This window comes from Microbacterium sp. (assembly GCF_043427715.1).
Lineage (GTDB): Bacteria > Actinomycetota > Actinomycetes > Actinomycetales > Microbacteriaceae > Microbacterium.
This window is the reverse complement of the sequence record NZ_JBHWTD010000065.1, coordinates 15,034-38,013: the sequence shown is the minus strand read 5'-3', so window position 1 is coordinate 38,013 and position 22,980 is coordinate 15,034. Positions and strand designations below refer to the sequence as shown.

Here is a 22,980-nt window from a genome sequence, read left to right as displayed (position 1 = left end):
GCGTCGCCCGAACTAGAATGTTCCGGTGTCAGAAATCACCCCCGATCTCGTCCGCCATCTCGGCGTGCTCGCCCGGATCCGCTTGAGCGATGAGGAGGTCGAGCGCCTCACCGGTCAGCTCGATGCGATCGTCGACAACATCGCCAAGGTGTCGGAAGTCGCGACACCCGAGGTTCCCGCGACGAGCCACCCGATCCCGCTGCACAACGTGTTCCGTCCCGACGTGGCCGGCGACATGCTGACCGCCGAGCAGGTGCTGCAGAATGCACCGGATGCCGCGGACGGCCGTTTCCGCGTGACCGCGATCCTGGGGGAGGAGCAGTGAGCGATCTGATCCGTCTGACCGCCGCAGACCTCTCGGCGAAGCTCCGCAGCGGCGAGGTGTCGAGCGTTGAGGCCACGCAGGCGCACCTCGACCGCATCGCGGCTGTTGACGCCGACGTGCACGCGTACCTCCACGTCAGCGAGCGCGCCCTCGACGTCGCCGCCGACATCGACCGGCGTCGCGCCGCCGGCGAGGAGCTCGGTGAGCTCGCCGGCGTCCCGCTGGCGATCAAGGACGTCCTGGTCACGACCGACATGCCGTCCACGAGCGGGTCGAAGATCCTCGAGGGGTACATGTCGCCCTACGACGCGACCGTCGTCGCGCGCTCGCGCGCCGCGGGTCTGGTGCCGCTCGGCAAGACGAACATGGACGAGTTCGCGATGGGCTCCTCCACCGAGCACTCCGCGTACGGCCCGACCCGCAACCCCTGGGACCTGGACCGCATCCCCGGCGGATCTGGCGGTGGTTCGGCTGCCGCCGTCGCCGCGTTCGAGGCTCCGATCGCGCTCGGCTCCGACACCGGCGGCTCGATCCGTCAGCCCGCGCACGTCACCGGCACCGTCGGCATGAAGCCGACGTACGGAGGCGTCAGCCGGTACGGCTCCATCGCGCTTGCCTCGAGCCTCGATCAGGTCGGCCCGGTCTCGCGCACAGTGCTCGACTCAGCACTCCTGCACGACGTCATCGGCGGGCACGACCCGCACGACGCGACGTCGCTGACGGACGCCTGGCCGTCGTTCGCCGCCGCCGCCCGTGACGGCGCGACGGGAGAGGTGCTCAAGGGCCTCAAGGTCGGCGTCATCCGCGAACTCGACGATACCGGCTTCCAGAAGGGCGTGTCCGACTCGTTCCGGGCGTCGCTCGCGATGCTCGAGGCCGCCGGGGCCGAGATCGTCGAGGTCAGCGCGCCGCACTTCGAGTACGGCGTCGCCGCGTACTACCTGATCCTCCCCGCGGAGGCCTCCAGCAACCTCGCGAAGTTCGACTCCGTCCGCTTCGGTCTCCGGGTCGACGTGCCCGGCGGCACGGTCGAGGACGTCATGGCCGCCACCCGCGACGCCGGCTTCGGCGACGAGGTCAAGCGCCGCGTCATCCTCGGCACGTACGCCCTCTCGGCCGGGTACTACGACGCCTACTACGGCAGCGCGCAGAAGGTCCGCACGCTCATCCAGCGCGACTTCGACGAGGCGTTCGCGCAGGTCCACGTCATCGCGACGCCGTCGGCGCCGACCACGGCGTTCAAGCTCGGTGAACAGCTCGACGACCCGCTCCAGATGTACCTCAACGACGTGACGACGATCCCGGTGAACCTCGCCGGCGTCCCCGGCATCTCGATCCCGTCCGGGCTCGCCGCCGATGACGGTCTGCCCGTCGGCATCCAGTTCATCGCCCCCGCACGCGAGGACGCCCGCCTCTACCGCGTCGGTGCGGCGCTGGAGACCCTGCTCGTCGACAGCTGGGGTGCCCCGCTGCTCGACCGCGCCCCGATCCTCGGAGGAGCCCGCTGATGGCCAAGGACGCACTGATGGACTTCGACAAGGCCCTGGAGCTGTTCGAGCCCGTGCTCGGCTTCGAGGTGCACGTCGAGCTGCACACCGAGACCAAGATGTTCTCGCCCGCCGGGAACCCCGCTCACCCGGCGAACCACGACGCCGAGCCGAACACCCTCGTCGCGCCCGTCGACATGGGTCTGCCGGGCGCGCTCCCGGTCGTCAACGAGACGGCCGTCCGCTACTCGATCAGCCTGGGCCTCGCCCTCGGCTGCTCGATCGCCGCGTCGAGCCGGTTCGCGCGGAAGAACTACTTCTACCCGGACCTCGGCAAGAACTACCAGATCTCGCAGTACGACGAACCGATCGCCTTCGAGGGAGAGCTCGAGATCGAGCTGGAGGGCGGCGACCTCGTCACCATCCCGATCGAACGCGCGCACATGGAGGAGGATGCCGGCAAGCTCACCCACATGGGCGGCTCCACCGGTCGCATCCAGGGCGCCGAGTACTCGCTCGTCGACTACAACCGCGCCGGTGTGCCGCTGGTCGAGATCGTGACCAAGCCAATCTTCGGGGCAGAGCACCGCGCGCCGGAGGTCGCCAAGGCCTACGTCGCGGCGATCCGCGACATCGTCCGCGGCCTCGGCATCTCAGAAGCCCGCATGGAGCGCGGCAACCTCCGCTGCGATGCGAACGTGTCGCTGCGCCCGCGCGGCCAAGAGAAGCTCGGCACCCGCACGGAGACGAAGAACGTCAACTCGATGCGCTCGGTCGAGCGCGCGGTGCGCTACGAGATCCAGCGCCAGGCCGCGATCCTCGCCGCCGGCGGCACCATCACGCAGGAGACACGGCACTGGCACGAGGACACCGGACGCACCTCTCCCGGGCGTCCGAAATCCGACGCGGACGACTACCGGTACTTCCCAGAGCCCGATCTGCTTCCGGTCGAGCCCTCCGAGGCGCTCATCGAGGAGCTCCGCGCCGCCCTTCCCGAGGCCCCGGCAGCACGCCGCCGCCGACTGAAGGGCGAGTGGGGCTTCACCGACCTCGAGTTCCAGGACGTCGCCAACGGCGGCCTCCTCTCCGAGGTCGAGGCGACGGTCGCCGCCGGAGCGTCGCCGGCCGCCGCCCGGAAGTGGTGGACGGGTGAGATCACCCGCGTCGCGAACGCGCAGGGCGCCGAGCCCGCCGCGCTCGTTGAACCCGCCACGGTCGCCGAACTGCAGAAGCTCATCGACGCCGGCACCCTGACGGACAAGCTGGCGCGCCAGGTGCTCGAGGGCGTCATCGCCGGCGAGGGCACCCCGCAGGAAGTCATCGACGCCCGCGGGCTCGCCGTCGTCTCCGACGACGGGGCGCTCATCGCCGCGATCGACGACGCCCTCGCCGCGCAGCCCGACGTGCTCGCGAAGATCAAGGACGGCAAGGTCCAGGCTGCCGGTGCCGTCATCGGCGCCGTCATGAAGGCCATGCGCGGTCAGGCGGACGCCGCACGCGTGCGTGAGCTCGTCCTGGAACGGGCCGCGCAGTCCTGATCAGGCCGTGACCGCGAGACGGAGGCGTCGCACCGAGATCTCGGGGTGACGCCTCCGTCTCGTTGCGCAGCTGCCCTCTCGCGGTCTCGGTGTCGGCAGGTGCGAGGAGAATGGACGCATGGGAAGGGGTGACGGATCGGGGCGCATCGTGTCGGGGCCGGATGCCGATGACACCGGCACCCGCATCCTGCACGTCGACATGGACGCCTTCTACCCGTCGGTGGAAGTGCTCGACGATCCGTCCCTCGCGGGCAAACCTCTCATCGTGGGCGGCATGGAAGGCCGAGGAGTGGTCTCCAGCGCGTCCTACGAGGCACGGCGATTCGGGGTGCGCTCGGCCATGTCGGTCGGCCGTGCGCTGCAGCTCTGCCCCCAGGCGATCGTCGTGATGCCGCGGTTCCACCGGTACTCCGCGCTGTCGGCGCAGGTGATGGCGATATTCCGGGACATCACCCCGCTGGTCGAGCCGCTCTCGATCGACGAGGCCTTCCTCGACGTGGGCGGGGCGAGACGGCTGTGGGGGACTCCCGGTGCGATTGCCCGCATGGTCAGGCGACGCGTGCAGGAGGAGACCGGCCTCACCTGCAGCGTCGGCGTCGCCGCCACCAAACACGTCGCCAAGATCGCGTCGACGCTGTCCAAGCCCGACGGCCTCCTCATCGTCAGCGAGCCGGACACCGCGGCGTTCCTCGCGCGGCTGCCGGTGGGAGCGCTCTGGGGCGTGGGACCCAAAGCGGTGGAAGCGCTCGAGAGCCGCGGCATCCGCCTGGTGTCGGATCTGCTTGCGACCCCGCAGCCCGTGCTCGACCGGGCCCTCGGGCCGGCGATGGGATCGCGCGTCGCACAGCTCGCCCGCGGGAACGACCCCCGCTCCGTGCAGACCGCGCACGTGGAGAAGTCAGTCGGTCACGAGGAGACGTTCCTCGAGGACATCGCCGACACCGGGACGCTCCGCAGCGAGCTGCGTCGGCTGGCCGACCGGGTAGCAGCACGGCTGCGTGACGGCGGCTGGGAGACCCGCACGGTCTCGCTGAAGCTCCGCTACACCGACTTCACCACCCTCACCCGCTCGATGAGCCTCCCCGAGCCCACCAACGTCGGCCAGCGGATCGGGGACGTCGCCATCGAGCTGTTCAGCAAGCTCGAGCTCACTCAGCCCGTCCGACTCATCGGCGTCCGTGCCGAGAAGCTCGTCGGCGGAGGCGGCGGGGGGATGGCGCTCTGGGACGACGATGAGGACTGGCGGCGGATCGATACCGCGCTCGACGACGCCCGCACCCGCTTCGGGCGCGGTGCGGTCACCCGCGCCAGCACCCTCGGCCCCCGGCGGGACGTGAACGCCCTGCCGACCAATCCCCGGCCTGCTCCGGAGTGATCTCCCCGCGCGGCGCGGCGGCGGAGGGTCTAGCGTGGGGGCATGGCCAATCTCCCTCTCGAACTCGGTAAGCAGTTCGCCAGCCTCGGTGCGAACGCGGTCTACGGCGAGCAGCAGGACGTCGACGGCATCCGTCTCATCCCGGTCGCCCTGACCTGGTCGGGCTTCGGCGCCGGCGAGGACCCCAGCGGCGGCACAGGCGGTGGTGGCGGTGGAACCGCCATCCCGGTGGGCGCCTACGTCCGCAAGGGCGATGACCTCCGGTTCGAGCCGAACCTCGTGTCGCTGGTCGCCGTCGGGATCCCGTTCGTCTGGGTCGCGGGGCGTGCGCTCAGCCGCATCATCCGTGCACTCAAGCGCTGACGGGTCCTCTCCGCAGCAGCTCGTCGCAGCGGGGCGCATCGTCTCCGCAGCGCGCGCCGTGGAACCTTCTGACGGCCCGGTCATCGTCCTGATCGACGGTCGCTCCGGCGCCGGCAAGACGACACTCGCCCAGGAGGTCGTCGAGGCATGGGCGGGCGCCTCCCCGACGCTGCTGAGCCTCGATGAGATCTACCCGGGGTGGGATGGGCTGGATGCCGCGTCGCAGCGGCTCGTGGAGATGCTCCGAGACGCACGCGCCGGGATGCCGCTGACGTGGACCGCCTGGGACTGGGCCGCGAGCAACCCGGGCAGCCCTCAGATTCGCCCGGTGGCCGGCGCCCTCGTCGTGGAAGGCGCGGGGGCACTCACCCAAGATACGGCTGCACTGGCGGACGTACGTGTGTGGATGGACGCGCCCGAAGCGGAACGGCGTGCGCGTGCGTTCGCGCGGGACGGAGACTCCTATCGTCCGCACTGGGAGCGCTGGGCCGCGCAGGAGGACGCGCATCTGCGTGTGCACCGTCCGCGAGAGCTCGCGGACATCGTCCTGGAGAGCGTCTGACTCAGGCGGTCGCGTCCCATTGCGTCACGAGCGTGTCCAGGCGGTAGCCGAGCCACTCGTAGACGTCGAACCGCGGATCGTCCCCGCGAAGATCCTCCTCGTCGGCGATGCCCAGTCGATCGGCGATCACGAGGCGCAGCGCCGCGAGCGTCTTCATCCACGCCTGGAAATCACTCGCGTCGAGCACCGCCACGCCGTCTGCTGCGCCGTCGAGGCTGGCGCGCATCGCCGCGGCATACGCTCGGCGCCGGTCGAACAGGTCGGATCGCGTGAGGCGACGGAACTCCGCGGAGGCCTCCGGGTCGTCGGGGTACGCGTCGGGAGCGAGCCGCCCGAGCGCCGGGTCGGCGCCCGGGTCGGCCGCCAGCAGTTCCTCGAATTGCTTCAGCAGGTTGGTCAAGTGGGTGATCTCCGCGGGCGCGAGTGCGACGGACAGGACGCGGGTCATGCGCCGGCTTCCCGGAGCGTCGCCCACAATCCGTAATCGTGCATGGCCTGCACGTGGAGCTCCATCTGCTCGCGACCACCTTCGGCGACGGCCGCGTGTCCGTCGTGGTGGACGGCCAGCATGAGTCGCTGAGCCGTCTCGGGAGGGTGCCCGAAGTACTCCCGGAAGACGTGGACGACGTAGCTCATCAGGTTCACCGGGTCATTCCACACCACCGTCTGCCAGGGGCCGGAGGTCGAGACGGTGAGCTCCTCAGCGAGGTCCTCGAGGGGGAGTGCGGTGGTCATCACGCCCAGCCCAGTTCGTGGAGACGCCGATCGTCGATGCCGTAGAAGTGGGCGATCTCGTGCACGAGCGTCGTGTGGATCTCGTCCTTGAGCGCGTCGACGTCATCGCAGGCGTCGAGATGAGGCTCCCGGTACACGATGATGCGGTCGGGGAGCTCCCCGACGCCGTAACGGTCCCGTTCGGTGAGGGCGAGTCCGTCGTAGAGCCCCAGCAGATCCAGGCTGCCATCCTCGGGGCGGTCCTCGACGACGAACACGACGTTGTCGAGGCCCGCGATCATCTCGTCGGGCAACGCGTCGAGCTCGTCCGCGACCAGATCCTCGAATGCCGTGGCATCCATCTCCATCATGATCACGCCTCGCGAGGGGAGCGAAAAACTGGGGTGAGTAACGGGACTTGAACCCGCGACCCCCTGGACCACAACCAGGTGCTCTACCAACTGAGCTATACCCACCATGTGCCCGTTTCCGGGCAACCCCACAAGTGTATTACACGCCGGGGGCGAAAGCGGACACCGTGGCGGCGGCGGCGCTGCGCGCGTCGTCGCTCGTCGGCCCGGGGGCGGCGACGAACACCGTCTCGCGGTAGTACGCGAGTTCACGGATGCTCTCGCGGATGTCGGCGAGGGCACGGTGCCCGCCGTCCTTCGCGGGCGCGTTGAAGTACGCCCGGGGGTACCAGCGGCGGGCGAGCTCCTTGACGCTGGAGACGTCGACGTTGCGGTAGTGGAGCCAGCGGTCGACGCGCGGCATGTAACGCGCGAGGAACATCCGGTCGGTGCCGATGGTGTTGCCGGCCAGCGGCGCCTTGCCCTCGGGCACGAAGCGCTGGATGTACTCGAGCACCTGGAACTCCGCGTCGGCGATGCTCACGCCGTGCGGGATCTCTTCGAGCAGGCCCGACGACTCGTGCATCTTGGTGACGAAGTCGTTCATGTGCTGAAGGGCGGAATCGTCGGGCTTGACCACGATCTGGAAGCCGGGGTCTACCGTGTTCAGCTCGAAGTCGGTGATGACGACCGCGACCTCGACGATCTCGTCGACGCTCAGGTCGAGCCCGGTCATCTCGCAGTCGATCCAGACCAGCCGATCGTTCTCCGCTGCCACTGTGGGCTCCTCCCGATTGACCCGAGACCGGTGCCTCGGCGTCGCGCGTCCCTCCAGGAGGATTCGAACCCCCGACCTGGCGGGTAGAAACCGCTCGCTCTGTCCACTGAGCTATGGAGGGGAAAGGACTCCGCCCAGATTACCCCGACCGTCGGGATCGGGTCAGCGGGCGACCGTGGCCCGCGCCGTGAGGCTCTCCGCCGCGCGGCGTCCGAGGGACATGGCCGCGTGCACGCCCGGGCCCACGAGCGCGGCGAAGAGCACCGTGCCGAGCCCCACGGTACCGCCGAGGAGCCAGCCCGCCAGCAGCACGGAGCCCTCCACGAAGGTCCGGCTCAGCCAGATCGGCCAGCCGAAGCGCTGGTTGAGCCCCGTCATCAGGCCGTCTCGAGGACCTGGCCCGAACCCCGTACCGATGTACATCGCGGATGCCACGGCGACGAGCGCGATCCCCACGAGGAACACCACGACCCCGACGAGGAAACCCGCCACACCGGTGACGAACCGCTCGACCGGCGGGATCACCGCGAGGGCGCCCTGCATGACGGTGCCCACCACGAGGATGTTCGCGATCGTGCCGAACCCCGGCCGCTGCCGGAGTGGGATCCACAGCAGGAGGACGACGGCGCCCAGCACGACCACGACCCACCCGATGCCCAGACCCGTGCGAAGCGAGATGCCCTCGGCCAGCACCGTCCACGGGTCGAGACCGATGCCCGCCTGCACGAGCACGGCGCACCCGACGCCGAAGAGCGCGAGGCCGAGGAACAGTCGGAGCAGTCGTGCGGTCATGGGTTCCATTCCACCCTATGGTTCGCCTTGCCTCTGCAGCTCAGCCCGGAATCCTCCTGCGGGTTCAGCGGGAGTCGTGCAGCGCGGCGACCGCATCTTCGATACGGCAGAACCCGCCCAGCTCCACGAAAGCGCGACTCGCGGTGTGGAAGCGCCGCGCATGCACGCGCCCGTCGTGCGCCTCGAAGAGGTGTCCGATCACGTGCCCGCGCTCTCCCACGCGCCACACGCCCTCTCGCACCGGTTGCAGGTCGTATCCTCGAAGTCGTGCCGGGAGCGGCGCCGTCATCTCGATCACCGTCCCACCTCCCTCCTGTCGTGGCCACGCCCACGGTAGGGCGGACCTCCGACATCGCGGCCGCGGGAACATCCCGCACGCCGACCGCGTTGGGCACGACGACGACCCTTGAAGGAGGAGATGCACGATGAAGACCTATGTGCTGGCAGGCGGCTGCTTCTGGTGTCTGGATGCCGCGTACCGCGCCCTGGACGGTGTCACGTCCGTGGAATCCGGCTACATCGGCGGGACGGTGCCCTCCCCGTCGTATGAGCTGGTGTGCACGGGAACGACGGGGCACGCTGAGGCGGTCCGGGTGACGTTCGATCCCGAGGTCATCCCGTCGGATGTCATCCTCGACGCGTTCTTCACGATGCACGACCCGCGCCAGCTGAACCGGCAGGGCAACGACATCGGCACGCAGTACCGCTCGGCGATGTTCCCCGCCGACGACGAGCAGCGCGAGGAATTCGCCCGCGCTCAGGAGCGCGCCTCCGAGTGGTGGGGTGGCGGCCTCGTGACCACCACCGAGCCGCTGGATGAGTTCTACGTCGCAGAGGACTACCACCAGGACTTCTTCACCAAGAACCCCGGGCAGGGCTACTGCCTCGCGGTGGCGGTCCCGAAGGTCAACAAGGTGCGGGCACGTTTCGCGGAGTACGCGCGCGCCTGACGCCTCCTCCACAGCCCGATCGCCCCCGCCCGTCTCCACGGTGCGGGGGCGATCTGCGTCTGCGGACTGCCTCGGCGACGATCCTGGCTGTGCCCCGGCGCCCGCCGGGCACGCGGACGCCGGGGCCTCCCGGGCCGCACCGAGAGGAGAAGACCATGAAGGACCAGATCACGATCGTCGGCAACGTCGGCGCCGACCCGGAGATGCGCCGGCTCGCAGACGGTTCCGTCGTCGCGTCACTGCGCGTGGCGAGCCAGGACCGCCGCCTCGACACGAAGTCAGGGGAGTGGGTGGACGGCACGACGAGCTGGTACGACGTCTCCGCATTCCGCGGGCTCGGCGAGAACGTGCTCGCCTCGATCCGCCGCGGGCAGCGCGTCATCGTCACGGGAGGTCTCACCATCCGGCGGTGGGAGAGCGGTGACAAGGCCGGCACGTCCGCCGAGATCGTGGCGTCTGCGATCGGACCCGAGCTCAAGTTCGGGACGACGGCGTTCACCGCGCGTCAGAGTGCGCGGCAGGCGGGCCCGGCATCCGCTGATGCGGAACCGACGAGTCAGCCCGGCGAGGACCGGGCGGCGGCGTGGGCGGCCGAACCCGCCGATACGCCGTTCTGAGCGGCGCGTTGGAAGCGCCCGCTGACTGCCGCCGGGCTCAGGGGCAGTCAGCGCACTCCCCACCCGCACGCCCTAGACTCTCGGCGTGCGTCGACCCCTCCCTCTCCGAGCCCCCCGTACGCTCATCGCCGCGACGGCCATCGCGCTCGTCTCGGTCCTGAGCGGTTGCGCGGTCGAGGGAGTGGACTCCGCCCAAACGCCCTCTGCTGCGGCATCCTCCGCGCCTGCGCCCTCCGCAGCTGCCCCGAGTCCCTCGGGGACGCCGTCGGGTGCCGCCGCGACGCCGGACCCGGCTCAGGATCCCGGTTTCGAGGAGTTCACGGCGGTCGTCGAGCGGGTGTGGTCCTCTTCGAAGTCGGTCGCGGGGCGCGATTACATCGATGCCCTCGTCGACGCAGGGTTCGCCAAGGCGGACATGGAGGTCACGTTCGACCGCACCTCGGTCGACGATCCCGCCGACAGCATCCAGTTCTCCGTCCGCGTCGACGGCGGATGCCTCGTCGGACAGGTGGGGCCGTCTGTGCGCACCGCGGTGACGCAGGAGATGCCGGAATTGCCCACCGGCGCGTGCCTCGTGGGGGAGACCCGCCCGATCGACTGGTGAGTCGCCGCGCCGGGGGCCACCGACTCCCGCGCACGGATCGCGTTGCTAGGCTTGACGCAGACTTCCTGCTCCGCCCGAGCCCTCTCGGACTCCGGCGAGCCCCCCGCTCCGTGCGGGAGACCAACCCCGATCGAAGGTGGTGTGCCCCTGTGGCCGAATACATCTACTCCATGGTCCGAGCCCGCAAGGCCGTCGGCGAGAAGCTCATCCTCGACGACGTCACGATGGCCTTCCTGCCGGGAGCGAAGATCGGCATGGTCGGCCCGAACGGTGCCGGTAAGTCGACGATCCTGAAAATCATGGCGGGGCTCGACACCCCCTCCAACGGCGAGGCGAAGCTTTCGCCCGGCTTCACCGTCGGCATTCTCATGCAGGAGCCGGAGCTCGACGAATCCAAGACGGTGCTGGAGAACATCCAGGACGGCGTCGCGATCAAGCCCAAACTCGACCGCTTCAACGAGATCTCCGCCCTGATGGCGGACCCGGACGCCGACTTCGACGCGCTGCTGGCCGAGATGGGCACCCTTCAGGAGGAGATCGACGCCGCCGACGGCTGGGACCTCGACTCCCAGCTCTCGCAGGCGATGGACGCGCTGCGCACCCCGCCGGCGGATGCCTCCATTGCGCCGCTGTCCGGTGGTGAGAAGCGCCGCGTGGCGCTCGCCAAGCTCCTGCTGCAGAAGCCCGACCTGCAGCTGCACGACGAGCCCACCAACCACCTCGACGCCGAGAGCGTGCTCTGGCTCGAGCAGCACCTGCAGGCGTACAAGGGCGCCGTCATCGCGATCACCCACGACCGGTACTTCCTCGACAACGTCGCGGAGTGGATCGCCGAGGTCGACCGCGGCCGCCTCATCGGCTACGAGGGCAACTACTCGACCTACCTCGAGAAGAAGGCCGAGCGCCTCGACGTCCAGGGCAAGAAGGACGCGAAGCTCGCCAAGCGTCTGAAGGACGAGCTCGAGTGGGTTCGCTCCAGCGCGAAGGGTCGGCAGACCAAGTCCAAGGCCCGACTCGCGCGCTACGAGGAGATGGCTGCGGAGGCGGAGCGGACGCGCAAGCTCGACTTCGAGGAGATCACCATCCCGCCGGGGCCGCGCCTCGGGAACGTCGTCATCGAGGCCAAGAAGCTGCAGAAGGGCTTCGACGGCCGCTCGCTGATCGACGGGCTCAGCTTCAGCCTGCCGCCGAACGGCATCGTCGGCGTGATCGGACCCAACGGTGTCGGCAAGACGACGCTGTTCAAGACGATCGTCGGCCTCGAGCCTCTCGACGGCGGTGACCTCAAGATCGGTGAGACGGTCAAGATCAGCTACGTCGACCAGTCCCGCGCGAACATCGACCCGAACAAGACGCTGTGGGAGGTCGTCTCCGACGGCCTCGACATCATCACGGTCGGCAAGACCGAGATTCCCTCGCGTGCCTACGTGTCGAAGTTCGGCTTCAAGGGGCCGGATCAGCAGAAGAAGGCGGGGGTGCTCTCCGGTGGTGAGCGCAACCGTCTGAACCTCGCGCTGACTCTCAAGGAGGGCGGCAACCTGCTGCTCCTCGACGAGCCCACGAACGACCTGGACGTCGAGACGCTGAGCTCGCTCGAGAACGCACTGCTCGAGTTCCCGGGCTGCGCCGTGGTCATCACGCACGACCGGTGGTTCCTCGACCGCATCGCGACGCACATCCTCGCGTACGAGGGCACCGCGGACAAGCCCGACCAGTGGTACTGGTTCGAGGGTAACTTCGAGGCTTACGAGGCGAACAAGATCGAGCGCCTCGGTGCCGACGCCGCGAACCCCGCAAAGTCGACCTACCGCAAGCTCACCCGTGACTGACGCCCGCATCCGGGTCCCCATCCATCTGCGGTGGGGCGATCTCGACGCATACAACCACGTCAACAACGCGTCCATGCTGAAGCTCCTCGAAGAAGCACGGGTGCGCGCCTTTTGGCTCCCGGGGGCGACGGAGCGTGCCGTCCCGACGGCCGTCATCGATGCCAGTCATGGCGCGGCGCAGCTGACGCTGATCGCTCGCCAGGAGATCGAATACCTCGCGCCGGTGCCGTATCAGCGCGATCCGATCGACATCCAGATGTGGTTCGGCAAGATCGGCGGATCGAGTGCCGAGGTGAACTACGAGGTGTTCTCACCGGTGGGCACCGACCCCGTCGTGCTGTACGCGCGGGCCTCCACCGTGATCGTCCAGGTGGATGCCGCGACGGGAAGACCCATCCGACTGTCGCCGGAGACGCGGGCTGCGTGGGAGCCGTATCTCGGCGACCCGCTCCCGCCGCTCGGGCGCCGCTGACGCGCGTCCGACGGGCGGCGAGGAGTCAGCTCGCGGGGACCCGAACCATGATCTCCTGGGCCACGCTCGCGACGAGCGAGCCGTCCTGCGCGAAGATGCGTCCCGTCGCGAGCCCTCGGCCGCCTCGGGCGCTCGGCGATTCCTGGACGTAGAGCAGCCACTCGTCGACCCGGGCCGGGCGATGCCACCACATCGCGTGATCGAGGCTCGCCACTTTCAGCCCCGGCGTTCCCCAGGCGACACCATGCGCCCGCAGAACCGACTCCTGGATGGTCAGGTCGCTTATGTATGCGAGAGCGGCGCGATGCAGACGCGGGTCGTCGGGGATCTCACCTCGCGTGCGGAGCCAGACCGCCTGATGCGGAACGTGCTCACCCTCGACGCGCATGTAGATGGGCGATCCCACGTGGCGGATCTCCACCGGACTCCGCGAGAAATGGCGCTTGCTCATCGGCTGGATCGCGTCGAGGTCGCTTTCATGGGGGAGCTCGTCGGGGGAGGGGACGGACGGCATCGCCTGGGCGTGTTCGAGACCCTCGTCATGCGTCTCGAACGAGGCGATCATCGAGAAGATCGGCATACCGTCCTGGAACGCCTGGGTGCGGCGGGTCGAGAAGGAACGGCCGTCGTGGATGCGGTCCACCGAGAAGGTCATGCCGCGCGCGGAATCCCCCGGACGCAGGAAGTAGCCGTGCATCGAGTGCGCCACACGGCCCTCCTCGACGGTGCGCTCCGCGGCGACGATCGCCTGCGCGAGCACCTGACCTCCGAACACGCGGCCGGTGGGCATCGACTGCGACACCCCGGTGAAGATGTCCTCCGTCGTGCGCGCGTCGCTCGAAGCCAGGTTCAGCACCGACAGCAGGTCTTCGACCGGGCTCGCCTGGGTCACGTCCGCTCCACTCCGAGCGGTCACGCACACGCTCCTTGGTAGTTTAGGTCGGATGGCCCAGCAGCTCGTTCTCCAGGACCCGAGCGCGGTCGCCGACGTCCTCACGTTCGCGCGCCGCGCGGCGCGGCTCTCCGATCCGGCCGTGCGGCTCCGGGCGGCATCCGGCACCCTTGCGCTCTCGGCGGCACCGCTGTCCGCGCGGGGCTTCGGTGACGATGCGCCGACGATCCTCGCGATGCGCTTCGTCGGCTGCGACCCCGAGCTCGTCTGCGACCTGGTGGTGGATGCCGGAGCTCTGACGGCGGGAGAGGGCGCCGGCGTCCGGCTCCCCGACAGCGGCGTGTCGGCGGCGTGGGCGGGGATCTCGCCGCCCCGCGCCGGCTGGGTGCCCGGGGGGAGTGTGACCTCCGCCCAGCTGAGCGACGTCGCGCGCACCGGCATCGCTGCGGTCGCGGATGCGCTTCCCGCATCTGCGGGGGAGGACATCGTGCGCAGCATCCGCGCCGCCGTCTGGGGCGCGCCGTCGCCGGAGCTGGGAGGAATCGCGTCCGGCGCGGCGTTCGCGGCGGACGCGCTGGGGTTCCTCGCAGGCGGCTCGGCTGAGGTGGCCCGCGTCTTCAGGATCGGAACGTGGACACGGCTGTCGATGATCCGCGGGCAGGTGCTCGTCCGCGCCGGCAACCCGACCGGGCTCACCACCGTCCGACAGACCGGCGACCGCTGACGGCGAGCTTCGTCAGTCGACCTTCGGGTGCACCGGCAGCGACGGCGCTCCGGACGGGCGCCCGGGGCCGATCCCCGTCGGCTCGAAGGTGTTGACCATCGCGTGCGCGGCCCGTTGCAGGTAGTCCCAGAGCGTGGCTTCGTGAAGCGGCGACAGACCGAGCTCGTCGACGGCCGCCCGCATGTGCGCCAGCCAGCGGTCCCGGGCGTCGGGGTTGACGTGGAAGGGCATGTGCCGCATCCGCAGACGCGGGTGACCGCGCGTCTCGCTGTACGTCGTGGGGCCGCCCCAGTACTGCTCCAGGAACAGCAGCAAGCGGTCGGCGGCGGGACCGAGGTCCTCTTCCGGGTACATCGGCTTCAGGACCTCGTCGGTGGCGACGCCCCGATAGAAGGCGTCCACGAGGCGCTGGAAGACGGGCCTGCCGCCGACTTCGTCGTAGAAGGAGAGCGGCTCGGTCATGACGGGTGGGCTCCTTCTTCGCCGGTGGAGCGCGCCGATCCCTTCTTGGCGCGCCACGTGAACCGGGGCGCGGGTTCGGAGGGAGTGGCCACGGGCTGCGGCTTGGTCTTGGGCGGATTGGCGCCGAGGATGCTCTGCGCGGCGTCGACGCCGGTGAGGACGGCCGAGCCGAGCTGGGGGATCTCGACGCCGAGGGCGTCGACGGCGTCCTTCACCCGGACCTTCAGCGCCCGCGCGACGTCGTCCTTCGCACCGGGGCGGGTCTTCACCACGAGTCGGGTGATGACGGCGTCGCCGGTGACGGACTCGAGGCCCCAGATCTCAGGCTTGTCGATGATGCGCGTGCGCCACTTCTTCTCGTGGACGAGGTCTTCCGCCGCCGTGAGCATCGCCTGCTCCACGGCGGGGAGGTCGGCATCCGGGGTGACCCCGAGGTCGATGATGACCCGCGACCAGCCCTGCGACATGTTCCCGATCCGGGTGATCTCACCGTTGCGGACGAACCACAGCGTCCCGTTCACATCGCGTACGTGGGTGACGCGCACGCTCACGTACTCGACGATGCCGGTCGCGAGGCCGAGGTCGACGACGTCGCCGATGCCGATCTGGTCTTCGGCGACGATGAAGATGCCGTTGAGGACGTCCTTCACGATGTTCTGGGCGCCGAAGCCGAGTCCGGCGCCGATCGCGGCTGACAGCAGGGTGAAGGATGCCAGGACATCCCTGTTCAGGATGAACACCACCAGCAGCACCGCGACGATGCCGATCGCCACGTTGACGATGTTGGTCAGGATCGATCCGAGCGTCCGCGTGCGCTGCACCACCCGCACGCGAGCGAGGGGGGACATGTCGATCGCGCGGGTGTCGTCTGCCGCCGCGCGGGATTTCGCTCCCCGGACGATCCGGTCGACGACGCGCGTGATGAGCCGTCGCATCAGCCAGGACAGCAGCAGCGCCCCGAAGACCGTCGCGGCGACGGCGGCGATGTTCCAGCCGGCGGCGATCAGCCACGTGACGAACTGGTCCGGCAGGCCCGCCCAGTCGATGGCGTGCTCGGTGGTCGAGGTGCGTGCGGTCATCCCTTCGATCCTACCGAGCGACCCTGTTCACCGGCCGGGGGACGGAGCAGGGGCGCCCCCGAAGGAGCGCCCCTGGTGCGACGTGCGAGATGGATCAGGCGTCGCGGTCCTGGACGGAGAGAGCACGCTCCACACCGGCGAGGTTCTCGTGCACGAGACGTCGCAGCGCTGCCGGGGCGTCGGGGTTCGCGCCGAGCCACGCGCGTGTCGCATCGCGAAGCGAGGCGTCCGCCAGCGGAGCGGGGTACAGGCCGACGATCAGGTATTGCGCGATCTGGTAGGTGCGCGACTCCCACACCGGCAGCAGCATGTCGAAGTAGTCCGACACGAATTCGCCGAGCACGTGCATGCTCGCGGGGTGCACGAACCCGGCCGCGGCCGAGCGGACGACGGTGTTGGGGAGGTCGGTGTTCTCGACCAGCGATGCCCAGGCCTCGCGCTTGGCGGCGACCGTCGGGATCGCGGCGCGCGCCTGCGCGGCGAACTCGCCGCCCTTCGCGGTGTTGTCGGCGGCGAGTGCCGCGTCGATGTCCGCCGCCCCCACGACCCCGCCCGCAGCGAGGGACACCAGCAGCGCCCACGACAGGTCGGCGTCGATCTCCAGGCCCTCGAGGGCCGTCGCTCCCGAGCGGAGGTCGGCGACCCGGCTCCACTGGTCGGGGGTGGCGGCGGCCGAGGCGAAGGCGGTCACGAACTGCAGCTGGCTGTCGCTTCCGGCATCCGCCTGCTGCGCGAGCTCCCACAGTCCTTCGGCGACGCGTTCGCGGGCTGCGGCGCGCTTGTCGGGGGACAGGTACGAGTTCGCCGTCAGCTGCAGCTGGGCCAGCGTGGTGCGCACGGTGGTCGACTCGGTCTCGCTGCCGATGTTGCGGAGCACGAGTTCGATGTACTCCGACGCGGATGCCTCGGCGTCGCGCGTCTGGTCCCACGCGGCGCCCCAGACGAGGGAGCGGGCGAGGGGGTCGGCGATGTCGCTGAGGTGGGCGATCGCCGTCTGCAGTGAGCGCTCGTCGAGACGGATCTTCGCGTAGGCGAGGTCCTGATCGTTGAGGAGCACCAGGTCGGGCTGGGCGATCCCGCTCAGCTCGGGGACCTCGGTCAGGTCGCCGTCGACATCGAGTTCGACGCTGTGGGTGCGGACGAGCGCGCCGTCCCGCAGCGTGTAGAAGCCGACGCCCAGGCGGTGCGGGCGGATCGTCGGGCAGTCGGCCGGAGCGGTCTGGACGATGGCGAAGCGCGTGATAGTGCCGTCGCCGCCGACCCGGATCTCGGGGGCGAGCGTGTTGACGCCCGCCGTCTCGAGCCACTTCTTCGACCAGGTCGACAGCTCACGGCCGCTCGTGGCCTCGAGCTCGACGAGCAGGTCGTTGAGCTCGGTGTTGCCCCACGAGTGCTTCTGGAAGTAGGCGGAGACACCGGCGAAGAACTGCTCGATGCCGACCCACGCCGCGAGCTGCTTGAGGACGGACCCGCCCTTGGCGTACGTGATGCCGTCGAAGTTGACCTGCACGTCCTCGAGGTCGTTGATGGTCGCGACGACGGGGTGCGTGGAGGGGAGCTGGTCCTGGCGGTAGGCCCAGGTCTTCTCCATCGCGTTGAACGTCGTCCACGCCTCGGTCCACTCGGTGGCCTCAGCGGTCGCGATCGTGGAGGCCCACTCGGCGAACGACTCGTTCAGCCAGAGGTCGTTCCACCACTTCATGGTGACGAGATCGCCGAACCACATGTGGGCGAGCTCGTGGAGGATCGTCACGACACGACGCTCCTTGACGGCGTCGGTCACCTTCGAGCGGAAGACGTAGGTCTCGGTGAAGGTGACCGCGCCCGCGTTCTCCATCGCGCCGGCGTTGAACTCCGGGACGAAGAGCTGGTCGTACTTGGCGAACGGGTAGGGAACGCCGAACTTCGACTCGAAGTACGCGAAGCCCTCGCGGGTCTTGTCGAAGATGTAGTCGGCGTCGAGGTGCTGCCAGAGGCTCTTGCGCCCGTACACCCCGAGCGGGATGACCCGGCCGTCGGCACTCGTGAGCTCGGAGAAGGTCTGCTCGTAAGGACCGGCGACCAGAGCCGTGATGTACGAAGAGATCCGAGGGGTGGGCTCGAAGGTCCAGGTCGCGACCCCGTCGCCAGCGGGCTCGGGTTCGGGCGTGGGGGAGTTGGAGACGACCTTCCACGCCGCCGGGGCGGTGACGGTGAACTGGAACGAGGCCTTCAGGTCGGGCTGCTCGAACACGGCGAAGACGCGGCGGGAGTCGGGCACCTCGAACTGCGAGTAGAGGTACACCTCGCCGTCGACGGGGTCAACGAACCGGTGCAGTCCCTCGCCGGTGTTGGTGTATTCACAGTCGGCGTCGACGATGAGCTCGTTCTCGGCGGCGAGGCCCTCGAGGGCGATGCGCGAGTCCGCGAAGGCCGCGGTGTCGACGGCCTGACCGTTGAGGGTGATCGTCCGCACGGTGCGCGCGATGAGGTCGATGAAGGTCGAGGCGCCTTCGGTGGCCGTGAAGCGGACGACCGTCCGCGAGGCGAACACCTCGTCACCGGTCGTCAGATCGAGCGCGATCTCGTAGGACTGCGTGTCGACGATCGCGCGACGCTGCTGCGCCTCGCTGCGGGTGAGGTTCTCTCCAGGCACGTTCGTGTCTCCCAGGGGTGAGGGTAAGGTGCCGCGGACGGGCGCTGCTGGCGCCGGCGGCAACCGTCCCAGCCTACGCCGGGACGGGACCGGAAGCGGGATCCGGGATCCCTAGAATCGAGTCATGCGCATCCACATCGCGACCGACCACGCGGGCATGGAGTTCTCGACCCGTCTGCAGCACCACCTCGCCGGAGCCGGACACGAGGTCGTCGACCACGGTCCGCTGGAGTACGACCCGCTCGACGACTACCCCTCCTTCTGCATCCGCGCCGCACAGGCCGTGGTCCGCGACCAGGCAGACGGCGTCGACGCCCTCGGCGTCGTGTTCGGCGGCAGTGGCAACGGCGAGCAGATCGCAGCGAACAAGGTGCGCGGCATCCGTGCGGCCCTCGTCTGGAACCTCGCGACGGCTGAACTCGCCCGCGAGCACAACGACGCCAATGTCATCGCGATCGGGGCGCGTCAGCACACCTTCGACGAGGCGGTCTCCTTCATCGACCGCTTCATCGCGACGCCGTTCACGGGCGAGGAGCGTCACGCCCGCCGCATCTCGCAGCTGGCCGCCTACGAGACCGACGGCAGTCTCGAGCCGGATCCCCGCGCCGCGGCTGCCGACGTCCTCGACGCCTCGGAGACGTTCGACCCGGAAGCGGGCTGATGCCCGAAGGTCATTCCGTCCACCGCATCGCGCGCCAGTTCGACCGAAACTTCATCGGACGCCCCGTCGCGGCATCGAGCCCGCAAGGCAGATTCGCTGAGGGCGCCGCTGTGCTCGACGGCCGCACCCCCACCCGCGTGCGAGCGGTGGGCAAGCAGATGTTCATGGAGTTCGACGAGGACGTCTGGCTGCGCGTGCACCTCGGGATCTACGGCGCCTGGGACTTCGCGGGCGAGATCCTGCTCGACCCGACGATCGCCTCGGCCAACGGTCGGATGGGGCAGACAAACCAGCGCGGCACGGACCCGGTCTTCGATGACGCGGGGGAGAACTCCCTCGCGTCGATCGGCGCGCCGCGCAAGGCGCGAGGCGCGGTTCGGATGAGCGAGCAGACGCAGGGCCTGGCAGCCTCGGAGGCGGAGTGGCCGCCCGCCGTCGTCGGCCAGGTCCGGCTGCGGCTGCTCACCGCGCAGACGTGCGCGGATCTGCGCGGGCCGACCGCGTGCCAGCTGCAGAGCGCCGATGAGATGCTCGCGACGGTGGCCGCGCTCGGGCCGGACCCGCTCGTGGACGATCTGGCGGACGGGGAGGAGCGCTTCGTCGCCGCGGTGCGGAAGAAGGGCACCTCGATCGGCCAGCTGCTCATGGACCAGAAGGTCGTCAGCGGCGTCGGGAACGTCTACCGTGCGGAGATGCTGTTCCGGGCGAACCTCAATCCGCACACCCCGGGGCGGGACGTGCCCGAGGAGCTCGTGCGTGCGCTGTGGCGGGACTGGGTCGTCCTTCTGGGGATCGGGGTCGAGACCGGACAGATGATGACCATGGACGGGCTCGACGCCGAGGCCTACCGGCGTGCGATGGCCAGCCGCGATGACCGGCACTGGGTCTACCGGCGCGCAGGCCTGCCGTGCCGGGTCTGCGGCACCGAGATCGTGCTCGAGGAGATGTCGGCACGGAAACTGTACTGGTGCCCGCGGTGCCAGGCGTGAACCGCCCGACCCACCCGACGAGCGTGAGGACCCCGCGATGAGACAGAACCCGAGCTTCGCCGTCACCGACACAGCAGAGCTCCGCCGCCTGATCGACGCACACCCGTGGGTGACCCTCGTCAGCAGCACGGATGCCGGATTGGTGGCGTCCCACTACGCCGTCCTGCTCGACGAGGAACGCGACGACCTGACGATCGTCGGTCACGTCGGGCGCCCCGACGACCTGCTGCACGGGCTGGGGGAGCGGGAGCTGCTCGTGGTCGTGCAGGGGCCTCACGGCTACGTCTCGCCCGGGTGGTACGGCGACGTCGCCGCCGTCCCCACCTGGAACTTCGTCTCCCTCCACCTGAGCGGGGTGCCGGAGATACTCAGCCCGGAGGAGAATCTCGTCGTGCTGGAACGCCTCGTCGATCGGTTCGAGAGCGGCATGCCGTCGCCACGAGGCATGTGGACCGCACCCAACGACCCGGACTTCGTCCGGGGGCTCGAACGGGGCACGATCGGGTTCCGGCTGACGCCGACCCGCGTGGTCGCGAAGCGAAAGCTCAGCCAGAACAAATCGGACGAGGTGGTGGACACCATCATCGAACAGCTCGAGTCGTCCCGCAGTCCGTACGCGGACCCCCGACTTCCCGCAGAGATGCGACGCGCGCACGACGCGATGCGCGCCGCCCGGGCGGAGCAGGCATGAGCCTCGACCGCGGCGACGGGGTCGACGTCATCTCGGGGGTCAGGCTGACCGGTGCGGACCGGATCGACCCGTTCGGCGACGACCCCGTGGACGTGCATCTGAGTGGGGGAGTGATCGTCGACATCGCACCCACCGGGGGACTTCCCCGGCGCGGCCGTGTGCTCGACGGCACCGGAGGCTGGCTCGTGCCGGGACTGTGGGACCACCACATTCACACGGTGCAGTGGGCTCTCGTGGCGCAGCGCGTCGCCCTCGGCGAGGTCGCGAGCGCCGCGGAGGCGGCGGCCGTGATGGGCCGGGCGCGCATCCTCGACGACGGGCGACGCGTCGGGACCGGATTCCGCGATGCGCTCTGGCCCGACGCCCCCTCGGCGGACCTGCTCGACAGCGCGACCGGGGCCGTGCCGACCTACCTGATCAATGCCGATGTGCACAGCGTGTGGATGAACTCCGCCGCCTTCCGCCGGGAGGGCTTCGAGATCCAGGACGACGGCGTCGTCCGTGAGGAGCCGGCGTTCGAGATCTCGCGCCGTCTGAATCTGATCGACACCGCCGTGGCGGACGGGCTCGTGCGAGACGCCCTGCAGACCGCGGCATCCCGTGGCGTGACCGGCGTCGTCGACCTCGACATGGCCTGGAACGCGGAGGCGTGGTCACGCCGAATCGATGCGGGTTTCGACACGACGCGCGTGTCGTTCGGCGTGTACCCCGCCCTGCTCGAACGGGCCATCGCGGAGGGCCTCGCCACCGGGGACGCCCTGGACCCGGCCGGCCTCGTCCGAATGGGGTCGTTCAAGGCGATCACCGACGGTTCACTCGGCACCCGCACGGCCGCCTGCTCCCATCACTATCCCGGCGATCCTTCGAACTTCGGTGTGATGACGGTGCCCCCGGACGAACTGGTCGAGCTGATGACCCGCGCCACGGGAGCGGGGATCCACTGCGCGATCCACGCGATCGGCGACGTCGCCAACTCGCACGCCCTCGACGCCTTCGCGCTGACCGGCGCGTCGGGCAGCATCGAGCACGCGCAGCTGGTCGCTCACGCCGACATCCCCCGATTCGCCCGCCTCGGCGTGGCCGCGAGCGTGCAGCCCGAGCACGCGGTGGACGACCGCGACCTGACCGACACCATCTGGGCGGACCAGACGGCGCAGCCCTATCCACTGCGCGCGCTGGCCGATTCCGGGGCGACGCTCCTCTTCGGCTCGGACGCGCCGGTATCACCCCTGGATCCGTGGGCCGCCATGGCCGCGGCCGTCCACCGTACCCGCGGCGGCCGTGCGCCCTGGCAGCCGCACCAGGCCCTCGATGCGGCGACGGCCTTGGCGGCTTCGACCGCCGGCGGCACCTCGACGGGCAGCGCCCTCGAGCCGGGCATGGTGGCCGACCTGGCGCTGATCGACCGAGATCCGCTCGCCTCCGACGACGCACGCCTCCGAGCAACCCGCGCCCACGCGACACTGCTGGCCGGACGACTGACCCACATCGGCGCCTGATCGCCCCTCGACACCCGACAGAGAGGTACGCCCCATGACCATCGCCACGGATGCCGCCGTCCTCACCGTCGCCGGAGCGCGCCCCCGGATCCCGAACTCGGCGTTCGTCGCATCCGGTGCGCGCCTCGTGGGGGCGGTCGAACTGGGCGAGCAGGCGAGCGTCTGGTACAACGCGGTCCTGCGGGGCGACAGCGCGCCCATCCGCGTCGGCGCGCGCAGCAACCTCCAGGACAACGTGTCTGTGCACGTCGACGCCGCGCACCCGGTGGACATCGGCGACGACGTGTCGGTCGGTCACAACGCCGTCGTGCACGGATGCCGCATCGGCGACGGATCGCTGATCGGGATGGGCAGCGTCGTTCTCTCCGGCGCGGTCATCGGCGCCGGATGCCTCATCGCCGGGGGAGCGGTGGTCCTCGAGGGCACCGTCGTGCCCGACGGTTCGCTCGTCGCCGGCGTGCCGGCGAAGGTGCGCCGGGCCCTCACGGACGACGAGCGCGCGGGGCTGCTCCGCAACGCGGCCGTGTACCTCGCGCACGTGACCGCGCACTCCGAGGCGACCGACTCGTGTCCAGCTGATTCATAAGACGAC

Annotated in this window: 27 protein-coding genes and 2 tRNA genes; 17 read left to right on the top strand and 12 right to left on the bottom strand. The window is 69.8% G+C overall.

Annotated features, from left to right (window positions below):
- Positions 1-25 precede the first annotated feature (25 nt).
- The 6 genes from gatC (at position 26) to ACHFGS_RS06665 (ending at position 5,650) form a co-directional block, all read left to right on the top strand.
- A complete protein-coding gene (gatC, locus tag ACHFGS_RS06690; RefSeq protein WP_394278362.1) occupies positions 26-325 on the top strand; it encodes an Asp-tRNA(Asn)/Glu-tRNA(Gln) amidotransferase subunit GatC in 300 nt (99 codons plus the stop codon).
- The gene (gene gatA, locus ACHFGS_RS06685; RefSeq protein ID WP_394278361.1) at positions 322-1,833 is read left to right on the top strand and encodes an Asp-tRNA(Asn)/Glu-tRNA(Gln) amidotransferase subunit GatA; all 1,512 of its coding nucleotides are present in this window, start codon (positions 322-324) and stop codon (positions 1,831-1,833) included. Before gatC ends, gatA begins: the two co-directional genes overlap by 4 nt.
- Positions 1,833-3,350 carry an Asp-tRNA(Asn)/Glu-tRNA(Gln) amidotransferase subunit GatB gene (gatB, locus tag ACHFGS_RS06680; protein WP_394278360.1) on the top strand — a complete coding sequence of 506 codons (1,518 nt, stop codon included), beginning with the start codon at positions 1,833-1,835 and terminating at the stop codon, positions 3,348-3,350. The genes gatA and gatB overlap by 1 nt, the downstream gene beginning before the upstream one ends.
- Positions 3,351-3,468: 118 nt before the next feature.
- On the top strand, positions 3,469-4,725 hold the full coding sequence (locus ACHFGS_RS06675; RefSeq protein WP_394278359.1) for a DNA polymerase IV: 1,257 nt from the start codon (positions 3,469-3,471) through the stop codon (positions 4,723-4,725).
- 42 nt (positions 4,726-4,767) lie between these two features.
- Positions 4,768-5,088, top strand: coding sequence for a hypothetical protein (locus ACHFGS_RS06670; protein ID WP_394280145.1), 321 nt, complete (start codon positions 4,768-4,770; stop codon positions 5,086-5,088).
- The gene (locus ACHFGS_RS06665; RefSeq protein WP_394280144.1) at positions 5,072-5,650 is read left to right on the top strand and encodes a hypothetical protein; all 579 of its coding nucleotides are present in this window, start codon (positions 5,072-5,074) and stop codon (positions 5,648-5,650) included. Before ACHFGS_RS06670 ends, ACHFGS_RS06665 begins: the two co-directional genes overlap by 17 nt.
- A gap of 1 nt (position 5,651) precedes the next feature.
- Here ACHFGS_RS06665 and ACHFGS_RS06660 read toward each other — a convergent pair whose 3' ends face one another.
- The 8 genes from ACHFGS_RS06660 to ACHFGS_RS06625 all read right to left on the bottom strand — a co-directional run bounded on the left by ACHFGS_RS06660 (position 5,652) and on the right by ACHFGS_RS06625 (position 8,573).
- Positions 5,652-6,098 (bottom strand): DUF2017 family protein, encoded by a 447-nt coding sequence (locus ACHFGS_RS06660; RefSeq protein WP_394280143.1) that lies wholly within the window; start codon positions 6,096-6,098, stop codon positions 5,652-5,654.
- Complete coding sequence (clpS, locus tag ACHFGS_RS06655; protein WP_394280142.1) at positions 6,095-6,385, bottom strand: ATP-dependent Clp protease adapter ClpS; 291 nt, start codon at positions 6,383-6,385, stop codon at positions 6,095-6,097. Before clpS ends, ACHFGS_RS06660 begins: the two co-directional genes overlap by 4 nt.
- The gene (locus ACHFGS_RS06650) at positions 6,385-6,735 is read right to left on the bottom strand and encodes a metallopeptidase family protein (RefSeq protein WP_394280141.1); all 351 of its coding nucleotides are present in this window, start codon (positions 6,733-6,735) and stop codon (positions 6,385-6,387) included. Before ACHFGS_RS06650 ends, clpS begins: the two co-directional genes overlap by 1 nt.
- Positions 6,736-6,764: 29 nt before the next feature.
- A tRNA-His gene (locus tag ACHFGS_RS06645) sits at positions 6,765-6,840 on the bottom strand.
- Between the two features lie 34 nt (positions 6,841-6,874).
- Positions 6,875-7,492, bottom strand: a complete 618-nt coding sequence (gene orn, locus ACHFGS_RS06640) for an oligoribonuclease (protein WP_394280140.1) — start codon at positions 7,490-7,492, stop codon at positions 6,875-6,877.
- A gap of 48 nt (positions 7,493-7,540) precedes the next feature.
- Positions 7,541-7,613, bottom strand: a tRNA-Arg gene (locus tag ACHFGS_RS06635).
- 41 nt (positions 7,614-7,654) lie between these two features.
- Positions 7,655-8,284, bottom strand: coding sequence for a YitT family protein (locus ACHFGS_RS06630; protein WP_394280139.1), 630 nt, complete (start codon positions 8,282-8,284; stop codon positions 7,655-7,657).
- A 64-nt stretch (positions 8,285-8,348) separates the two neighbouring features.
- Positions 8,349-8,573 (bottom strand): hypothetical protein, encoded by a 225-nt coding sequence (locus ACHFGS_RS06625; protein WP_394280138.1) that lies wholly within the window; start codon positions 8,571-8,573, stop codon positions 8,349-8,351.
- A gap of 136 nt (positions 8,574-8,709) precedes the next feature.
- Between ACHFGS_RS06625 and msrA the strand changes: the two genes are divergently transcribed.
- From msrA to ACHFGS_RS06600, 5 genes are all read left to right on the top strand, one after another.
- Positions 8,710-9,234, top strand: a complete 525-nt coding sequence (gene msrA, locus ACHFGS_RS06620) for a peptide-methionine (S)-S-oxide reductase MsrA (protein WP_394280137.1) — start codon at positions 8,710-8,712, stop codon at positions 9,232-9,234.
- 155 nt (positions 9,235-9,389) lie between these two features.
- Positions 9,390-9,851, top strand: a complete 462-nt coding sequence (locus ACHFGS_RS06615; RefSeq protein ID WP_394280136.1) for a single-stranded DNA-binding protein — start codon at positions 9,390-9,392, stop codon at positions 9,849-9,851.
- Between the two features lie 85 nt (positions 9,852-9,936).
- Positions 9,937-10,455, top strand: coding sequence for a DUF6993 domain-containing protein (locus ACHFGS_RS06610; RefSeq protein WP_394280135.1), 519 nt, complete (start codon positions 9,937-9,939; stop codon positions 10,453-10,455).
- Between the two features lie 149 nt (positions 10,456-10,604).
- On the top strand, positions 10,605-12,284 hold the full coding sequence (gene ettA, locus ACHFGS_RS06605) for an energy-dependent translational throttle protein EttA (RefSeq protein WP_394289295.1): 1,680 nt from the start codon (positions 10,605-10,607) through the stop codon (positions 12,282-12,284).
- Complete coding sequence (locus ACHFGS_RS06600; protein WP_394278188.1) at positions 12,277-12,756, top strand: acyl-CoA thioesterase; 480 nt, start codon at positions 12,277-12,279, stop codon at positions 12,754-12,756. The genes ettA and ACHFGS_RS06600 overlap by 8 nt, the downstream gene beginning before the upstream one ends.
- A 25-nt stretch (positions 12,757-12,781) precedes the next feature.
- Here ACHFGS_RS06600 and ACHFGS_RS06595 read toward each other — a convergent pair whose 3' ends face one another.
- Positions 12,782-13,672, bottom strand: a complete 891-nt coding sequence (locus tag ACHFGS_RS06595) for an acyl-CoA thioesterase (RefSeq protein WP_394278189.1) — start codon at positions 13,670-13,672, stop codon at positions 12,782-12,784.
- A gap of 28 nt (positions 13,673-13,700) precedes the next feature.
- On the opposite strand from ACHFGS_RS06595, the gene ACHFGS_RS06590 reads away from it, so the two are divergent.
- Positions 13,701-14,372 (top strand): hypothetical protein, encoded by a 672-nt coding sequence (locus ACHFGS_RS06590; protein ID WP_394289294.1) that lies wholly within the window; start codon positions 13,701-13,703, stop codon positions 14,370-14,372.
- Positions 14,373-14,384: 12 nt separating this feature from the next.
- Here the strand turns inward: ACHFGS_RS06590 and ACHFGS_RS06585 are convergent, their stop codons facing one another.
- The 3 genes from ACHFGS_RS06585 to pepN form a co-directional block, all read right to left on the bottom strand.
- Positions 14,385-14,834, bottom strand: a complete 450-nt coding sequence (locus tag ACHFGS_RS06585; protein ID WP_394279676.1) for a globin — start codon at positions 14,832-14,834, stop codon at positions 14,385-14,387.
- Positions 14,831-15,913, bottom strand: a complete 1,083-nt coding sequence (locus ACHFGS_RS06580; RefSeq protein ID WP_394279675.1) for a mechanosensitive ion channel family protein — start codon at positions 15,911-15,913, stop codon at positions 14,831-14,833. Before ACHFGS_RS06580 ends, ACHFGS_RS06585 begins: the two co-directional genes overlap by 4 nt.
- Positions 15,914-16,007: 94 nt before the next feature.
- The gene (gene pepN, locus ACHFGS_RS06575; protein ID WP_394279674.1) at positions 16,008-18,548 is read right to left on the bottom strand and encodes an aminopeptidase N; all 2,541 of its coding nucleotides are present in this window, start codon (positions 18,546-18,548) and stop codon (positions 16,008-16,010) included.
- Positions 18,549-18,672: 124 nt separating this feature from the next.
- Here pepN and ACHFGS_RS06570 point away from each other — a divergent pair, with 124 nt between their 5' ends.
- From ACHFGS_RS06570 to ACHFGS_RS06550, 5 genes are read left to right on the top strand one after another with little or no spacing between them, the layout of a single operon-like run.
- Entirely contained in the window at positions 18,673-19,209 is a 537-nt protein-coding gene (locus tag ACHFGS_RS06570) for a ribose-5-phosphate isomerase (protein ID WP_394279673.1), read from the top strand.
- On the top strand, positions 19,209-20,198 hold the full coding sequence (locus tag ACHFGS_RS06565) for an Fpg/Nei family DNA glycosylase (RefSeq protein WP_394289293.1): 990 nt from the start codon (positions 19,209-19,211) through the stop codon (positions 20,196-20,198). The genes ACHFGS_RS06570 and ACHFGS_RS06565 overlap by 1 nt, the downstream gene beginning before the upstream one ends.
- A gap of 37 nt (positions 20,199-20,235) precedes the next feature.
- Positions 20,236-20,889, top strand: coding sequence for an FMN-binding negative transcriptional regulator (locus tag ACHFGS_RS06560; protein WP_394279671.1), 654 nt, complete (start codon positions 20,236-20,238; stop codon positions 20,887-20,889).
- A complete protein-coding gene (locus ACHFGS_RS06555; RefSeq protein WP_394279670.1) occupies positions 20,886-22,388 on the top strand; it encodes an amidohydrolase family protein in 1,503 nt (500 codons plus the stop codon). Before ACHFGS_RS06560 ends, ACHFGS_RS06555 begins: the two co-directional genes overlap by 4 nt.
- Positions 22,389-22,422: 34 nt before the next feature.
- Complete coding sequence (locus ACHFGS_RS06550; protein WP_394279669.1) at positions 22,423-22,974, top strand: gamma carbonic anhydrase family protein; 552 nt, start codon at positions 22,423-22,425, stop codon at positions 22,972-22,974.
- Positions 22,975-22,980 lie beyond the last annotated feature (6 nt).

What these genes read in the sequence shown, in the direction of transcription:
- ACHFGS_RS06585 (WP_394279676.1), bottom strand. Translation starts at nt 14,834, where the DNA reads ATGACCGAGCCGCTCTCCTTCTACGACGAAGTCGGCGGCAGGCCCGTC.
- ACHFGS_RS06650 (WP_394280141.1), bottom strand. Translation starts at nt 6,735, where the DNA reads ATGATGGAGATGGATGCCACGGCATTCGAGGATCTGGTCGCGGACGAG.
- ACHFGS_RS06565 (WP_394289293.1), top strand. Translation starts at nt 19,209, where the DNA reads ATGCCCGAAGGTCATTCCGTCCACCGCATCGCGCGCCAGTTCGACCGA.
- ACHFGS_RS06630 (WP_394280139.1), bottom strand. Translation starts at nt 8,284, where the DNA reads ATGACCGCACGACTGCTCCGACTGTTCCTCGGCCTCGCGCTCTTCGGC.
- gatB (WP_394278360.1), top strand. Translation starts at nt 1,833, where the DNA reads ATGGCCAAGGACGCACTGATGGACTTCGACAAGGCCCTGGAGCTGTTC.
- clpS (WP_394280142.1), bottom strand. Translation starts at nt 6,385, where the DNA reads ATGACCACCGCACTCCCCCTCGAGGACCTCGCTGAGGAGCTCACCGTC.
- ACHFGS_RS06660 (WP_394280143.1), bottom strand. Translation starts at nt 6,098, where the DNA reads ATGACCCGCGTCCTGTCCGTCGCACTCGCGCCCGCGGAGATCACCCAC.
- ACHFGS_RS06625 (WP_394280138.1), bottom strand. Translation starts at nt 8,573, where the DNA reads ATGACGGCGCCGCTCCCGGCACGACTTCGAGGATACGACCTGCAACCG.
- ACHFGS_RS06570 (WP_394279673.1), top strand. Translation starts at nt 18,673, where the DNA reads ATGCGCATCCACATCGCGACCGACCACGCGGGCATGGAGTTCTCGACC.
- ACHFGS_RS06555 (WP_394279670.1), top strand. Translation starts at nt 20,886, where the DNA reads ATGAGCCTCGACCGCGGCGACGGGGTCGACGTCATCTCGGGGGTCAGG.
- msrA (WP_394280137.1), top strand. Translation starts at nt 8,710, where the DNA reads ATGAAGACCTATGTGCTGGCAGGCGGCTGCTTCTGGTGTCTGGATGCC.
- ACHFGS_RS06560 (WP_394279671.1), top strand. Translation starts at nt 20,236, where the DNA reads ATGAGACAGAACCCGAGCTTCGCCGTCACCGACACAGCAGAGCTCCGC.
- ACHFGS_RS06590 (WP_394289294.1), top strand. Translation starts at nt 13,701, where the DNA reads ATGGCCCAGCAGCTCGTTCTCCAGGACCCGAGCGCGGTCGCCGACGTC.
- ACHFGS_RS06580 (WP_394279675.1), bottom strand. Translation starts at nt 15,913, where the DNA reads ATGACCGCACGCACCTCGACCACCGAGCACGCCATCGACTGGGCGGGC.
- ACHFGS_RS06670 (WP_394280145.1), top strand. Translation starts at nt 4,768, where the DNA reads ATGGCCAATCTCCCTCTCGAACTCGGTAAGCAGTTCGCCAGCCTCGGT.
- ACHFGS_RS06550 (WP_394279669.1), top strand. Translation starts at nt 22,423, where the DNA reads ATGACCATCGCCACGGATGCCGCCGTCCTCACCGTCGCCGGAGCGCGC.
- ACHFGS_RS06675 (WP_394278359.1), top strand. Translation starts at nt 3,469, where the DNA reads ATGGGAAGGGGTGACGGATCGGGGCGCATCGTGTCGGGGCCGGATGCC.
- ACHFGS_RS06615 (WP_394280136.1), top strand. Translation starts at nt 9,390, where the DNA reads ATGAAGGACCAGATCACGATCGTCGGCAACGTCGGCGCCGACCCGGAG.